The organism is Peribacillus frigoritolerans, assembly GCF_004358755.1.
In the GTDB taxonomy this organism is placed as follows: Bacteria; Bacillota; Bacilli; order Bacillales; family Bacillaceae; genus Bacillus_P.
This window is the reverse complement of the sequence record NZ_SMZY01000003.1, coordinates 421570-436188: the sequence shown is the minus strand read 5'-3', so window position 1 is coordinate 436188 and position 14619 is coordinate 421570. Positions and strand designations below refer to the sequence as shown.

Annotated in this window: 15 protein-coding genes; all 15 read left to right on the top strand. The window is 43.5% G+C overall.

From position 1 onward, the window contains the following. The first annotated feature begins 331 nt into the window (after positions 1-331). Positions 332-1267, top strand: coding sequence for an HPr(Ser) kinase/phosphatase (gene hprK, locus E2R53_RS15685; RefSeq protein ID WP_133312669.1), 936 nt, complete (start codon positions 332-334; stop codon positions 1265-1267). 24 nt (positions 1268-1291) lie between these two features. After that, complete coding sequence (gene lgt / locus E2R53_RS15680; RefSeq protein ID WP_133312668.1) at positions 1292-2110, top strand: prolipoprotein diacylglyceryl transferase; 819 nt, start codon at positions 1292-1294, stop codon at positions 2108-2110. Positions 2111-2114: 4 nt separating this feature from the next. Next, on the top strand, positions 2115-3065 hold the full coding sequence (locus E2R53_RS15675; protein ID WP_133312667.1) for a nucleoside recognition domain-containing protein: 951 nt from the start codon (positions 2115-2117) through the stop codon (positions 3063-3065). Beyond that, positions 3055-3696: a pyrophosphatase PpaX gene (gene ppaX, locus E2R53_RS15670; protein ID WP_133312666.1), complete on the top strand. Its 642-nt coding sequence runs from the start codon at positions 3055-3057 to the stop codon at positions 3694-3696. The genes E2R53_RS15675 and ppaX overlap by 11 nt, the downstream gene beginning before the upstream one ends. Positions 3697-3698: 2 nt before the next feature. Then, positions 3699-4220, top strand: coding sequence for an acyltransferase (locus E2R53_RS15665; protein ID WP_133312665.1), 522 nt, complete (start codon positions 3699-3701; stop codon positions 4218-4220). A gap of 666 nt (positions 4221-4886) precedes the next feature. Then, on the top strand, positions 4887-6062 hold the full coding sequence (locus E2R53_RS15660; RefSeq protein ID WP_133313086.1) for an ATP phosphoribosyltransferase regulatory subunit: 1176 nt from the start codon (positions 4887-4889) through the stop codon (positions 6060-6062). Continuing rightward, positions 6055-6693 (top strand): ATP phosphoribosyltransferase, encoded by a 639-nt coding sequence (gene hisG, locus E2R53_RS15655; RefSeq protein ID WP_133312664.1) that lies wholly within the window; start codon positions 6055-6057, stop codon positions 6691-6693. Before E2R53_RS15660 ends, hisG begins: the two co-directional genes overlap by 8 nt. Continuing rightward, positions 6690-7958: a histidinol dehydrogenase gene (gene hisD / locus E2R53_RS15650; RefSeq protein WP_133312663.1), complete on the top strand. Its 1269-nt coding sequence runs from the start codon at positions 6690-6692 to the stop codon at positions 7956-7958. Before hisG ends, hisD begins: the two co-directional genes overlap by 4 nt. Before the next feature lie 12 nt (positions 7959-7970). Then, positions 7971-8558, top strand: a complete 588-nt coding sequence (hisB, locus tag E2R53_RS15645; RefSeq protein WP_133312662.1) for an imidazoleglycerol-phosphate dehydratase HisB — start codon at positions 7971-7973, stop codon at positions 8556-8558. Further along, entirely contained in the window at positions 8559-9194 is a 636-nt protein-coding gene (gene hisH, locus E2R53_RS15640; RefSeq protein ID WP_133312661.1) for an imidazole glycerol phosphate synthase subunit HisH, read from the top strand. Beyond that, a complete protein-coding gene (gene hisA / locus E2R53_RS15635) occupies positions 9191-9928 on the top strand; it encodes a 1-(5-phosphoribosyl)-5-[(5-phosphoribosylamino)methylideneamino]imidazole-4-carboxamide isomerase (RefSeq protein WP_133312660.1) in 738 nt (245 codons plus the stop codon). Before hisH ends, hisA begins: the two co-directional genes overlap by 4 nt. Further along, entirely contained in the window at positions 9925-10683 is a 759-nt protein-coding gene (gene hisF, locus E2R53_RS15630; protein ID WP_133312659.1) for an imidazole glycerol phosphate synthase subunit HisF, read from the top strand. Before hisA ends, hisF begins: the two co-directional genes overlap by 4 nt. Continuing rightward, a complete protein-coding gene (hisIE, locus tag E2R53_RS15625; protein WP_133312658.1) occupies positions 10680-11312 on the top strand; it encodes a bifunctional phosphoribosyl-AMP cyclohydrolase/phosphoribosyl-ATP diphosphatase HisIE in 633 nt (210 codons plus the stop codon). Before hisF ends, hisIE begins: the two co-directional genes overlap by 4 nt. A 473-nt stretch (positions 11313-11785) precedes the next feature. Beyond that, entirely contained in the window at positions 11786-13255 is a 1470-nt protein-coding gene (locus E2R53_RS15620) for a tetratricopeptide repeat protein (protein WP_133312657.1), read from the top strand. Between the two features lie 103 nt (positions 13256-13358). Continuing rightward, the gene (trxB, locus tag E2R53_RS15615) at positions 13359-14309 is read left to right on the top strand and encodes a thioredoxin-disulfide reductase (RefSeq protein WP_133312656.1); all 951 of its coding nucleotides are present in this window, start codon (positions 13359-13361) and stop codon (positions 14307-14309) included. Positions 14310-14619: the final 310 nt, after the last annotated feature.

Below are 14619 nucleotides of genomic sequence, written 5' to 3'. Positions count from 1 at the left end.
TACTAATATATTGCCTCATGTGCGATAGAGTAGCGGTGATTGTCCTATGTTTTTTTGAAAACAGAGAAGAAAGTTTAAATGGCTGGGAAAGGATTCCCCGTTTCCGTTTAATAGGTAAAAGTGCTAAAATAAGAGAGGATTTTATACGAAAAGCGGAACCGACTGTTCAGACCCGAAAGACAGATAAGGATCAGCCAGAAAAGGCGCTTTTTGCCTTTGCTGGATGAGCCGTTCTGGCCGAGGAGTTGGGCGGTGGAGCTAGACACCGCAGAAAACCGAAAGCGCTTAGTTAAAAGATGGAGCAAACACTTAAAAAAGGAGGAACAGAAAAATGGCAAAAGTCCGCACAAAAGATTTAATCGAAAAATTCCATTTAGAGCTGATCAGCGGTGAAGAAGGAATTAACCGTCCCATCACTACAAGTGATTTGTCCCGCCCAGGACTTGAAATGGCAGGCTTTTTTACATATTACCCGAAAGAACGAGTGCAAATACTCGGCAAAACAGAGCTGACGTTTTTTCAAAAACTGACAGATGAGGAAAAGAAAAACCGGATGGATCAGCTTTGTACAGATTCGACTCCGGCTATTATTGTTTCCCGCGAAATGGAGATTCCGCAGGAATTAACGGATGCATCTGAGGAAAAATCAGTTCCGCTTTTGCGTTCGCCTTTAAAAACAACCCGTCTATCCAGTCATCTGACGAACTTTTTAGAAGGAAAACTTGCTCCTACTACTGCTGTTCACGGCGTATTAGTAGACGTTTATGGTGTAGGTGTGCTGATTGTCGGAAAAAGCGGAGTCGGTAAAAGTGAAACGGCTCTTGAGCTTGTCAAGCGCGGCCATCGTTTAGTTGCAGATGACTGTGTCGAGATCCGCCAGGAGGATCAGGATACTTTGATCGGAAATGCACCGGACTTAATTGAGCATCTTCTTGAAATCCGCGGTCTTGGCATCATCAATGTGATGACGTTATTCGGAGCAGGCGCTGTCCGCAGCTATAAACGGATTACCCTCATTATTGATCTTGAAATCTGGGATCCTAAGAAGCAATATGACAGATTGGGTCTTGATGAAGAGAAAATGAAAATCATCGACACAGATATCCCTAAATTAACCGTGCCGGTCCGTCCTGGACGAAACTTAGCGGTCATCATTGAAGTAGCGGCGATGAACTTCAGATTAAAACGCATGGGTCTGAATGCAGCTGAGCAGTTTACGAATAAATTAACTGATGTCATAACTGATACTGAGCATGACGACGCATAAACATCAATAGGGGGAGAGTAGACAATGGAGGAGAATTTTACGCCGATCGATCCAATCTTTATTGAACTTGGACCGATACAGGTTCACTGGTACGGGCTGATCATCGGGATAGGTGCTCTGCTTGGACTGTGGCTTGCAGTCCGTGAAAGCGAGCGGAGAGGTCTTCATAAAGATACGTTCGTCGATTTAGTGCTGTTTGCGATTCCGATCGCCATTATTTGTGCGCGTATTTACTATGTGATTTTCCAGTGGGATTATTACTCTCAAAACCCGGGAGACATCGTAAAGATCTGGAACGGGGGCCTTGCGATTCATGGCGGATTAATCGGGGCATTTGTTACAGGCTATATTTTTGCGAAGGTAAAAGGGATTTCGTTTTGGAAGCTTGCTGATATTGGGGCGCCGAGCATTATTTTAGGGCAGGCAATCGGCCGCTGGGGAAACTTTATTAATCAAGAAGCCCATGGCGGCGAGGTAACCCGTCAATTTCTTGAGGGGCTGTACTTGCCTGAGTTTATCATCAATCAAATGTATATTAACGGTGCTTACTATCACCCGACTTTTTTATATGAATCTTTGTGGAGTCTAGTAGGATTCGCTGGACTTATGCTTCTCAGAAAAGCCAATTTGCGCCGCGGAGAGCTATTCCTCACCTACATCATCTGGTATTCAATCGGCAGGTATTTCATTGAAGGAATGCGTACGGACAGCCTGATGCTGACGGATTCTCTGCGTGTTGCACAAGTTATATCTCTAGTATTAATAGCAATAGCTGTTGCTGTATTGATTTTGAGGAGAGTCAAAGGTTATTCAAAAGAAAGATACTTAGAATCAGCCGAATAAGGGGATGTTTCTGATTAATAGCTTAAAAAAAGGACTTCAGGCAGGGCTTCAGACAACTTGGACTTTAGGCAAGGTTATTTTTCCGGTTACGCTGATTGTCAGTCTACTTCAGCACACACCGGTTCTTCCGTGGTTGATCAAGCTTATTCAGCCGGTAATGGGCATTTTGGGGTTATCAGGGGAAGCGGCAATTCCGCTTGTTCTCGGGAACATGCTGAATTTGTATGCGGGTATTGCTGCAATCCTGACGCTTGATCTATCCGTTAAGGAAGTGTTTATTCTAGCTGTTATGCTATCGTTCTCACATAACTTGATCATTGAATCGACGGTAGCTGCAAAGGTGGGAATCAAGCTCTGGATTATTCTCGCTGTAAGAGTTGGGCTTGCGGTCAGCTCTGCATTGATGATCAATTTATTATGGCAGGGCGGACAGGAAACGGCACAGTATGGCTTTATTCCAAAGGATACAACTGATCCGGTTGGCTACCTTGAAATTGGTCTAAGCGCTGTTCAGAAAGCAGGCCTTGGCATTGTGCAGCTCGCTATAATTGTCATTCCGCTGATGATTATTATTCAAGTGCTTAAAGATAAAGGATTTTTAATGGTCTTTTCAAGGTGGATGGCACCAATTACAAGGATGCTTGGAATGAAAGAAAACACCTCTATGACATTGGTAGCCGGATTAACGATTGGCCTTGCATACGGAGCTGGAGTTATGATTCAGGCAGTCGAAGAAGACGGCGTCAGCTATAAAGACTTAACGCTCGCCTTTATTTTTCTCGTCTCCTGTCATGCTGTGGTGGAGGATACTCTGATTTTTGTGCCGCTTGGCATTCCGGTACTGCCTCTGTTAATAATCCGGATTATAACAGCGGTAGTTCTGACAATGGCGGTAGGAGCTATTTGGAGCCGATTTGAACATACAAGCAGAAAGGAAGCAACTTATGAGAATTAACACCGTATTGTTTGATTTGGATGGAACGTTAATAAATACAAACGATTTAATCATAGAATCATTCCTGCATACACTGAATCTCTATTATCCGAACCAATATGGACGCGAGGATGTCCTCCCGTTTCTCGGACCTACCCTTCATGAAACGTTTGTGAAGATGGATCCCATCCGTGTTGATGAAATGATCAGCACCTACCGGAAGTTTAATCATGATCAGCACGATCAATTGGTTACACAGTTTGAAACAGTCTTTGAAACGGTTCAGACCTTGCACGAAAAGGGCTATAAGCTAGGCATTGTCACAACTAAAATACGGGATACCGTCAATATGGGTCTTAAGCTTACTGGTCTTGGCCAGTTTTTCGAAACGGTCGTCACCCTTGATGACGTAAAGAATGCAAAGCCCCATCCAGAGCCGGTATTGCTTGCTTTAGAAAAACTGAACAGTTCTCCTGAAGAAGCCATCATGGTTGGCGATAACCACCATGATATTGATTCTGGTAAGGCAGCAGGCACCAAAACGGCAGGTGTTGCTTGGACAATAAAAGGCGTCGAGTATTTGGAAGGGTTTAAGCCTGATTACATGCTGAACAAAATGAGTGATTTACTGAATGTTCTCGGAGACGAATAAGTGTGAGAAATACAACGAGATACCCCGTTGAAGGCCCTAATTCGCTTTGGCATGTTTACAAAACCGTTCCTTTTTGGAAGGTTGTCCGCAACTTCATCGTTATACAGGTTGCCCGCTACACCCCGTTTCTTTCAATGAAAAATTGGATGTACCGGAATTTTCTCGGAATGAAAGTGGGGCAGCATACATCCTTCGCCCTGATGGTCATGCTGGATGTGATGTTTCCTGAAAAAATCAAAGTTGGACGGAATACGGTGATCGGCTACAACACAACGCTTCTTGCGCATGAATATTTGATTCGCGAGTACAGACTTGGCGATATCGTCATCGGCGATGAAGTCATGATCGGAGCCAATTCCACTGTCCTTCCAGGTATTGAAATCGGAGACGGAGCCATCGTTTCAGCGGGAACGCTCGTCCATAAAGATGTTCCTGCAGGAGCCTTTGTGGGGGGGAATCCGATGAGGGTTATTTTTACAAAGGAACAGATGGATTTACGTAATGCAAAAGACACCAGCTTTTGAAGCTGGTGTCTTTTTTTGTTTTGTTTTGTATGTTAGATTGCACGCGGCGGGAATTTTGTTGAGCATTTCGGAAAGAGCGGTTTTAGCGGTTTTAACGATAAACAGGAGTTCCACACGAGAAAACCTTTATATTTTTTTGCAGAGTTATGAGATTTTTTAAAGACATTTTGGAATGGCTTCTAAATTAGATTGCATACTGTCGAAAATAGGAAATTCTGAAAAAGTAGTTTAAATATTATTGCATTAAATGTTAAAAGCCTTTAGTGGATTGCAGCGGAAGGAACTTGACTCCTGCGGGAAACAGAGCAAATTGGGAGACCCCACACTTCCTGTAGGTTATCTATGATTAGAAATGAGGCATGCCAAAGAGTTTTAAATATCTAATCAACCTGCCAATAAAATAAAGGTTTTCTCGTGTGAAATCATAATAAATTAACGCAACATATGATCTTATTCGAATTTCCCAACAACCTTATCTGTTTTTACAATCAATAATAAACCCAATCAAACGTTTGTTTAAAAATATCTTATTAGAGGAAATTCGTTAAATAAAGAGAATGATAAAGGAATATTCATACTTGCGAACCTATCTTTATTTTGGTAGCATGTTACTATATTAGCGAACTAAAGGATTCGGAACTTTTTGTGAAAGAGGTGCAAGTCAGCGTGTTTATGTTTGAAAAACCTCTCGGGATGAGAGATACATTGCCATTATTGTATGAAACGAAAAAACAGCTTCGTCAAAAGATGACGGGTGCGATAGAGAAATGGGGCTTTCAATTTATTGAAACGCCGACGCTTGAATTTTACGATACGGTAGGTGTTCAATCTGCCATTCTGGAAGGCCAGCTTTTTAAGCTGCTGGATCAGGAGGGGCACACTCTGGTTCTTAGGCCGGATATGACAGCACCTATTGCAAGGGTGGCGGCATCCAGGTTTTATCAGGAAAATTATCCGCTCAGACTTGCGTATGATGCGAATGTTTTTCGTGCGCAGCAGCGCGAGGGCGGTCGTCCTGCAGAGTTTGAACAAATTGGAACTGAGCTGATCGGAGATGCAACTACTAGCGGTGATGCAGAAGTAATTGCCCTTATGATTGCCGTTCTGAAAGAAGCGGGTCTTAAGGATTTTAAGGTTGCAATCGGGCATATTGGATTCGCGGATGCATTGTTCAAAGAGATTCTCGGCAATCAGGAGCGCGCCGATGTTTTGAGAAGATACTTATATGAAAAGAATTATGTTGGCTATCGCGAGCATGTGAAGTCGCTGCCGCTGTCGTCTATTGATAAAGGAAGATTGCTTCAGCTTCTGCAGCTGAGAGGCGGAGAAGATCAGCTGTCGATTGCAGCAGACCTCGTTTCAAGCAGGGAAGGAAAAGAGGCTGCAGCAGAACTTGGCAAGCTGTGGTCACACCTTGAAGATTTCGGAGTGCTGGAATCCGTAAAGCTTGATTTAAATCTAGTCAGTCATATGAGCTATTACACAGGCGTTTTATTTGAGGTTTATGCAGGGAATGTCGGCTTTCCGCTTGGAAACGGCGGACGGTATAATCAGCTGTTTGAACGATTTAATACTCCTGCAGCGGCTACTGGCTTTGGAATCCGCCTGGACAGACTGATCGAGTCTCTTGGAGAACAGGAAGAAACGCCTGATATTCACTGTGTTCTTTACAGTCAGGAAAGAAGAACAGAGGCTCTAAAGTGTACGGCTGAGCTCCGCGGAAAGGGAAAAAGAGTGATATTGCAGGATATATCCGGTGTAAATGATGTAGACGCCTATACAAAACAGTTTGCAGATGTGGCTTATTTTATTGGTTCGAGAAAGGAAGAGCAGGATGGGTAATATGCTTACAATCGCAATGCCGAAAGGAAGAATATTTGATGAAGCAGCTAACTTGCTCAGAAAAGCAGGCTATAAGCTGCCGCCTGAATTTGATGAGTCCAGAAAGCTAATTTTAGAAGTGCAGGCTGAAAACATGCGCTTTATTTTAGCGAAGCCCATGGATGTTACAACCTATGTTGAACACGGAGTTGCCGACATAGGCATTGCCGGCAAAGATGTCATGCTAGAGGAAGAACGTGACGTATATGAGGTGCTGGACTTGAAAATAAGCGACTGCTACTTGGCTGTTGCGGGTTTGCCTAATACGGGAACAACTGATGTTGCCCCTAAGGTTGCAACAAAGTATCCGGGTGTTGCGTCTTCTTATTTCCGGGAGCAGGGGGAACAAGTGGAAATCATTAAGCTGAACGGTTCAATCGAGCTTGCTCCTTTGATTGGCCTTGCTGACCGCATTGTCGATATTGTCTCAACGGGAAGAACGTTAAAAGAAAACGGCCTGGTTGAACTCGAAAGAATCTGCAGCATCACATCAAGACTCATTGTGAATCCTGTCAGCTACCGGATGAAAGACGCCCAAATTGATGAACTGGTCAGCCGATTATCAGAAGTTGTGGAGGGAGAAGCAGAATGAGGATTGAGAGACTTTCAGGAAATTTTGCTTCTCTAAAGCGTTCCATTGATTCTGGTACTGAAGCACAGAGAGAGGCTGCTAAAAACATCATTGCAGATGTTAAGCAAAAAGGGGATGCCGCTCTTTTCGCCTATGCGGAAAGATTCGATTCTGTCCGTTTAACTAGTCTTAGAGTGTCAGAAGCGGAAGTTAAGGCAGCTTATCAGGCGCTGGATCAGGATTTAGTTGAGGTTATCAGGGAAGCATCTGAAAATATCCGTTTTTTCCATGAAAAGCAAAAGCGCGAGTCCTGGATTACATATAAAGAGGACGGAACAATGCTTGGTCAGAAGATCACACCTCTGGATGCTGTTGGGGTATATGTACCTGGAGGCACTGCCGCTTATCCTTCTTCCGTTTTAATGAATGTCATTCCTGCACAAACGGCAGGGGTGAAACGGATTGTTCTGATTTCCCCGCCGAACAGGGAAGGTACGCTGCCGGCAGGTGTGCTTGTAGCGGCAAAAGAGCTTGGTATAGAAGAAATCTATAAATCAGGCGGGGCCCAGGCAGTAGCTGCCCTTGCATATGGAACGGAGACGATCAAACCGGTTGATAAAATTGTTGGTCCAGGGAATATCTATGTTGCTCTTGCAAAGCGGGAAGTATTTGGGGATGTTGATATAGATATGATTGCCGGTCCAAGTGAAATTGTTGTTTTAGCTGATCAGACGGCGAAAGCGAACGAAGTGGCAGCCGATCTGCTTTCACAGGCTGAGCATGATGTTCTAGCTTCAAGTGTGCTTGTGACGGATTCGATGGAGCTTGCAGAAGCCGTATCAGCAGAAGTCATCCGCCAGCTTGAAACTCTTCCGAGAAAAGAGATAGCGGGTCCATCAATTGATCAATACGGATTTATTTATGTGGCCGAATCGCTGGATGAAGCGATTCACGCGGTAAATGAGCTCGCACCCGAGCATCTTGAGGTGTTAACAGAGAATCCGATGGAGCTTCTGAACAGTATTAGACACGCAGGCGCTATTTTCCTCGGAAGATACAGTTCAGAGCCTGTCGGAGACTATTTTGCAGGACCAAATCATGTGTTGCCTACAAATGGCACAGCCCGTTTTTCAAGTCCTCTGAATGTCGATGATTTTGTGAAAAAATCCAGCATCATTTCATACAGTGAAAAAGCATTTCAGAATTCAGCCCATAAGATTGCAGCATTTGCCCGTTTAGAAGGTTTAGAAGCACATGCACGCGCCATCGAAGAGCGCTTAAAATAGGAGGAACTGACAATGGAAAGAACATCAAGTCTGCAAAGAACAACAAATGAAACGGATATCTCCCTTTCCCTTTCAATTGACGGAGAAGGGATTTCTGAATTAAATACAGGCGTGCCTTTTATGACACATATGCTTGATCTGTTTACTAAGCATGGCCAATTTAATCTGTCTGTTGCGGCGATTGGAGATACGGAGATTGATGGCCATCATACGACAGAGGATATCGGCATTTGTCTCGGACAGGCTTTCAGAGAAGCATTAGGCGATAAAAGAGGAATCAAGCGCTATGGTCAGGCAATGGTTCCGATGGATGAAGCTCTTGCTCAGGTTGTCGTTGATTTAAGCAACCGTCCTCACTTTGAACTTAAAGGTGAATTTCCAAGTCCTACAGTAGGGAATTTTGACACGGAGCTTGTCCATGAATTTCTTTGGAAGTTTGCTCTTGAAGCGCGGATCAATCTTCATGTCATCGTCCACTACGGCCGAAACACCCATCACATGATTGAAGCGGTTTTCAAAGCTTTAGGCAGAGCGCTTGACGAGGCATCAACAATTGATCCGCGGATTAAAGGAGTCCCGTCTACGAAGGGAATGTTATAAATGATCGGAATTATTGATTATGGCATGGGGAATTTGTACAGCGTGAGCAAAGCACTTGAGCGCTTGAATATCGGCTATTTCATTTCAGAAAGCCCTGAAGAGCTCGAAAAAGCGGATGGCTATATTCTTCCCGGAGTTGGTTCCTTTAATGATGCAATGGCTATTCTAAATGAAACAAAACTAACTGGTTATATTCAAAAGATAGCAAGTGAAGGAAAGCCGCTGCTTGGTATTTGTTTAGGGATGCAATTATTATTTGATTCCAGTGAAGAAAATGGTTTTACTGAAGGGCTCTCACTTTTAAAAGGAAGTGTCGTGCATTTTCCGGCTGATCTGATGAAAAAAGAGCAGCTGAAGGTGCCGCACATGGGCTGGAATCGATTACTCATGCACCAGCAGAGCGATCTTCTTGAAGGTCTTGAAGAAGGCTATTCCTATTTCGTGCATTCTTACTATGTGAAGGCTGAAAAGAGCAGCACCGTCATTGCAAGTGCGGACTATGGCGTTGACGTTCCGGCAGTTGTTGGTGAGAAAAATATATTCGGCACGCAATTTCATCCTGAAAAAAGCAGTCACTTAGGCATTGGCATTTTGAGAAACTTCGTCAAAATCGTTGAAGAGAAGGTGAAATCATGAGTGAATTTATTATATATCCGGCAATCGATATGCGCGGAGGGAAATGTGTCCGGCTTATACAAGGCGATTATGCAAAAGAAACAGTTTACGGCGATTCACCTTACGAGATGGCAAAAGTATTTGCTGATAAAGGGGCGAAATGGATTCACATGGTGGATCTGGATGGGGCCAAAGCAGGTAAAAGAGTCAATGACAATCATGTTCTTGAAGTCGCAGAAAAGCTGAATGTAAACGTTCAGATAGGAGGAGGGATCCGTACGGAGGAAGACGTGGAGTATTACCTTTCAAATGGGGTATCCCGCGTTATTCTGGGAAGTTCTGCCATCTCTAATCCTGATTTTGTGAAAAAAATGCTTGCTAAATATGGAAGCAAAATAGCTATTGGGATTGATGCAAAGGATGGGTATGTTTCTACTGAAGGATGGATTGAGACGTCAACAGTAAAGGCTGCCGATCTTGGCGTGGAGCTTGCTGCTGCAGGTGCAGAGGTGTTTATTTTCACCGATATCGCAACAGACGGCATGTTATCAGGACCCAACATTGAAGCTGTGCGCGAAATGGCGAAGGCTACAGGCAAAGATGTGATCGCATCAGGCGGAGTCAGCTCTCTGAATGATTTAGTGGAGCTTGCTGCTTTTCAAAAAGAAGGAGTGGCAGGCGCAATCGTAGGAAAAGCGCTCTATACAAATCAATTTGATTTTGCACAGGCCTTAGTAGAGGTGGCGCGGGCATGATTACAAAACGGATCATTCCTTGCCTTGATGTAAAAGACGGCAGGGTGGTAAAAGGGATTCAATTTTTAGGGCTGAGAGATGCAGGAGATCCTGTTGAACTTGCCACCTTCTATGACAAAGAGGGCGCAGATGAGCTTGTCTTTTTAGATATATCAGCTTCTCATGAAGGAAGAAAAACAATGGTGGATGTAGTGGAACGAGTTGCAGCGCAGCTTGCGATTCCATTTACAGTGGGAGGCGGCATCAATTCGCTTACCGATATGAAAAAAATACTTCGTGCAGGTGCTGATAAAGTTTCCGTCAATACATCAGCAGTACTGCGCCCCGAACTGATTTCAGAGGGTGCGCGGTTCTTTGGTTCCCAGTGCATTGTTGTAGCCATTGATGCAAGGTTTGATGAAGAAAGCGGCAGTTATAAGGTATACACTCACGGCGGAAGAAAAGAAACAGAGTGGGAAGTGACAGACTGGGCCAGGGAAGCTGTTAAGCGCGGCGCGGGCGAAATTCTGCTCACAAGCATGAACAGCGACGGTGAAAAAAGCGGATTTGATCTTGCTTTAAATAAAATGGTCAGCGGATCTGTTTCCGTTCCTGTCATCGCATCAGGCGGTGCGGGAAATGCTGAACATTTCGCAGAGGCATTCCTGGAAGGCAAAGCGGATGCTGCTCTTGCCGCTTCGATTTTCCACTATAAAGAAACATCGGTGAAAGAAGTAAAAGACTACTTAAAAACGCAGGGAGTGAATGTCAGATGAATCTGCAATCCGTAAAGTTTGATCAAAATGGCTTAGTCCCTGCAATCGTTCAGGATGCCGTCAGCAAAGAAGTTCTTACTCTAGCCTATATGAATGAAGATTCGCTGCAAAAAACAATTGCAACGAAAGAAACATGGTTTTACAGCCGTTCCAGACAGGAGCTTTGGAACAAAGGGGCAACTTCCGGCAATACCCAGGAGGTTGTCGGCTTAAAATACGACTGCGATCAGGATGCCCTGCTTGTATTGGTGAAGCCTGCGGGTCCTGCGTGCCACACTGGCTCTTACTCTTGTTTTTCAGAAAATGTGTTTGGCGATTCTAAGCAATCTCCGGCAGACCGCTTTGAAATCCTTAACACTTTGGAAAAATTGATCGCAGAACGCGAGGCAGAAATGCCTGAAGGCTCTTATACAACGTACCTGTTCACAGAAGGCGTCGATAAAATCCTGAAAAAAGTGGGAGAAGAAGCATCAGAAGTCATCATCGCCGCCAAGAACCGCGACGCGGATGAACTGGGATGGGAAGCAGCGGACCTGTTGTTCCACTTGATGGTGCTGCTCCGCGAACAAAAGCTTCCGCTGGATGAAGTATTAAATGTATTGGAAGAGCGTCATTTACCGAAAAAGTAGTGGAAGAGTCCTCGTTTTGAGGGCTTTTTTTATTGTTAAGGAAATTATAAAAGGTAATAGGTTGTGGATAGATTGGATAGTGAGCCGCAATTTTGAGTGAACTTAACAGTTACTTGCCGAAACAGCTTCTTTACTGTCGAAAACCAGTGAAATACTTTCCGTTCTTGAGGATTTACTTTCTTTTTTCCAAATCACTCCCAGTGTATCGGATTAGTTTGTTATGTCCTCTGCCTTGGAAAATAGTATCAATTCTGAATCTGGACCTATCTGTCAGTGTGCAAACCCCGAATCCAACTCAACTATTTCCTTCCATCCCGTTTGGCGCACCGCCGATTTGCCTAAGCTAAGACCAAGTGCATAAGGCTATATTCTTGTTTTATTAATTGGTTTAATAATTTTTACCATTCCTATTGTTGTACTTCCCCAGTGTGGTATACTAACCTACGGCAGAAGTAAAGAAATGGAGGATTTCAGTGGGAAAACAATCAAGTAACACGAAGCAAAAAGCGCAGATTGTCCCTTTCTTCCAAGACGGACAGTACTTTTACCGTAAGGGCATGAAAGCCTATCGGGAACGCGATCTTTTAAGAGCGAGCAAGTGGATACAGCGTGCGATTCAGCTTGAGCCGAATCATATTGTCATGCTCAGCCAGCTTGCAGCCATTTATACCGAGCTTGGAAAATACCAGCAATCTAATGAGCTTTTAACATACATTCTTAAGAATATTGATAAAGATTTGACGGAATGCCATTACTTTATGGCGAATAATTACGCACATTTAGGTCTCTTTCATGAAGCCTATAAATGCGCAATTCAATATCAGACAAAAGAGCCGAATGGCGAGTTCATTGAAGAAACAGAAGATCTCCTTGATTTGCTGACGATAGAAGGGGCAGATGAAGAGGATCCTTTTTTAGATTCAGATGAATTGATAGTAAAGCAGGATGCTGCAAAATCCCTGTTGGAAAATGGGAAATTAGAAGAGGCCATTTCCTTATTAAAAGAAATCGTCACGGATTTTCCGGAATTCTGGTCTGCTTACAACAACTTATCATTAGCTTATTTTTACATGGGCGACGTTCAGCAGGCGAAAGATTATTTAGATATGGTGCTCGACAAAAATCCGGGCAATCTCCATGCGCTTTGCAATCTTCTCGTGTTCTACTACTATGAACGGCAGGATGATAAAGTAGAAGAATTGGCGCAAAGACTTGGACACATCTATCCAATCCTTTTTGAACACCGCTATAAGCTTGGGGCGACTTTTGCATTGGTCGGACAATATGAGCTTGCCTTTAAATGGCTTAGAGCCATCTACAGACAGGGGTTTGACGGGGATGATACCTTCTTTTATTGGCTTTCCTATTCGGCTTATTTTACCGGAAAAGAAGAACTTGCCAGAACAAGCTGGGATCGTGTAATTGAAATGAATCCTGAAAAAGCCGGTTCAGAACCATGGAAGTCGGATAAGAAATCGGTGGAACGTCCAATGACGATGCCGATTGAAGAGCGTCTGCTTGCGATTTTTTTGGCAGCTGAAACAAAGCAGCTTGATCAGATTCAATTCTTCCAATCAGCGAAAGTTCCTCAATCAGTCTTCGAAAGAGAGTTTATGGATCTTGCAATTGCGCATGTTAATGGAGAGATTAAAAAAAGTGTCTCTGAGAAATCAAAGTTCACTTACCAGGCAGCGCAAGTCCTGTTTGAAAACAATAAAACCCTGAACGAAGGACTTTATTTGTTCTTCTTTAAAACAGCGTTAAAAGCAAAAAGAGAAGAGATGCCGCTTAAAAACCACCTTGCATGGGCCGGAGCTTTGGAATACGTGTGGAAAAAAGAAAATGGATATAAAGTAACGCAGACAGAGCTTGCGAAGCAATACTCCATTTCAGGCAAAACTCTTTCAAAGTACTCAGCTTTCATCAAGAATTTATGGACGTGAGCAAAAAAATGGCATGAATCTCTATTCTTTTATAGGATATGAGTATGGGAAACGAGATCTCCCGTAAACAATCAATTGTTGTGAACACAAGGAGTGAAGAACGATGTCCGAGGAAAAAATTTACGATGTGATTATAGCTGGTGCAGGTCCTGCCGGAATGACAGCTGCTGTTTATACATCCAGAGCAAACCTTTCAACTTTAATGATAGAGCGCGGTGTTCCTGGAGGACAAATGGCCAATACAGAGGACGTTGAAAACTATCCTGGTTTTGACCATATTCTTGGACCTGACTTATCAACTAAAATGTTTGATCATGCGAAAAAATTCGGTGCTGAATATGCATACGGAGACATAAAAGAAATTATCGACGGCGAAGAATACAAAACCGTTGTGGCTGGAAGCAAACAATACAAAGCACGTTCTATCATTATTTCAACTGGTGCCGAGTACAAGAAAATCGGAGTTCCGGGAGAAAAAGAACTTGGCGGCCGCGGAGTATCTTACTGTGCAGTATGTGACGGCGCATTCTTTAAAAACAAAGAGCTTATCGTTATTGGCGGAGGCGATTCTGCAGTAGAAGAAGGCGTTTATCTAACACGATTCGCATCTAAAGTAACAATTGTTCACAGACGCGATGAGCTTCGTGCACAAAAAATTCTTCAGCAGCGCGCATTTGATAATGAAAAAGTAGATTTCATCTGGAATCATACGATTAAAGAAATCAACGAAAAAGACGGCAAGGTCGGCAGTGCAACACTTGTAAACACTCAAACAGGCGAAGAGACTGAAATGAGTGCGGACGGCGTATTCATTTATATCGGAATGCTGCCTCTTTCAAAACCGTTTGCATCTATCGGCATTACAAACGAAAACGGATATATCGAAACGAATGAGCGCATGGAAACGAAGGTGCCTGGCATCTTTGCAGCAGGCGATATCCGCGAAAAATCATTGCGTCAAATCGTCACAGCTACAGGCGATGGCTCCATTGCAGCACAAAGTGCTCAGCATTTTGTGGAAGAGCTAATGGAAAAAATCAAAGCCGGCAGCTGATTTTCGCTAATGCTTTAAAGAGTTAACAAAAACGTAACTCGGTTTTAACTAACCTGTAACACCACTGAAATAATAATGGGGTACTATATAAATAGTAATTGACCCCCTTTTATAAATAAACTTTTGAGTACGGGCGCCCTTTCCCGTACTCCTTTTTTTGTTATAAGATAATCCGTTTGCCTGCGCTTCCGCTTTTCTGGTGTTTATTTTCCTCTGAAACTTTTATCTGCGCCAACACGTATATAAACCACACACATCATTCCATTAAAAAATAAGTCTGTTAGCAGCCTCCGTTCATTGTGAGGTAGTC

What these genes read in the sequence shown, in the direction of transcription:
- ppaX (WP_133312666.1), top strand. Translation starts at nt 3,055, where the DNA reads ATGAGAATTAACACCGTATTGTTTGATTTGGATGGAACGTTAATAAAT.
- hisD (WP_133312663.1), top strand. Translation starts at nt 6,690, where the DNA reads ATGAGGATTGAGAGACTTTCAGGAAATTTTGCTTCTCTAAAGCGTTCC.
- hisIE (WP_133312658.1), top strand. Translation starts at nt 10,680, where the DNA reads ATGAATCTGCAATCCGTAAAGTTTGATCAAAATGGCTTAGTCCCTGCA.
- hisF (WP_133312659.1), top strand. Translation starts at nt 9,925, where the DNA reads ATGATTACAAAACGGATCATTCCTTGCCTTGATGTAAAAGACGGCAGG.
- hisB (WP_133312662.1), top strand. Translation starts at nt 7,971, where the DNA reads ATGGAAAGAACATCAAGTCTGCAAAGAACAACAAATGAAACGGATATC.
- hprK (WP_133312669.1), top strand. Translation starts at nt 332, where the DNA reads ATGGCAAAAGTCCGCACAAAAGATTTAATCGAAAAATTCCATTTAGAG.
- lgt (WP_133312668.1), top strand. Translation starts at nt 1,292, where the DNA reads ATGGAGGAGAATTTTACGCCGATCGATCCAATCTTTATTGAACTTGGA.
- E2R53_RS15675 (WP_133312667.1), top strand. Translation starts at nt 2,115, where the DNA reads ATGTTTCTGATTAATAGCTTAAAAAAAGGACTTCAGGCAGGGCTTCAG.
- trxB (WP_133312656.1), top strand. Translation starts at nt 13,359, where the DNA reads ATGTCCGAGGAAAAAATTTACGATGTGATTATAGCTGGTGCAGGTCCT.
- hisH (WP_133312661.1), top strand. Translation starts at nt 8,559, where the DNA reads ATGATCGGAATTATTGATTATGGCATGGGGAATTTGTACAGCGTGAGC.
- hisA (WP_133312660.1), top strand. Translation starts at nt 9,191, where the DNA reads ATGAGTGAATTTATTATATATCCGGCAATCGATATGCGCGGAGGGAAA.
- hisG (WP_133312664.1), top strand. Translation starts at nt 6,055, where the DNA reads ATGGGTAATATGCTTACAATCGCAATGCCGAAAGGAAGAATATTTGAT.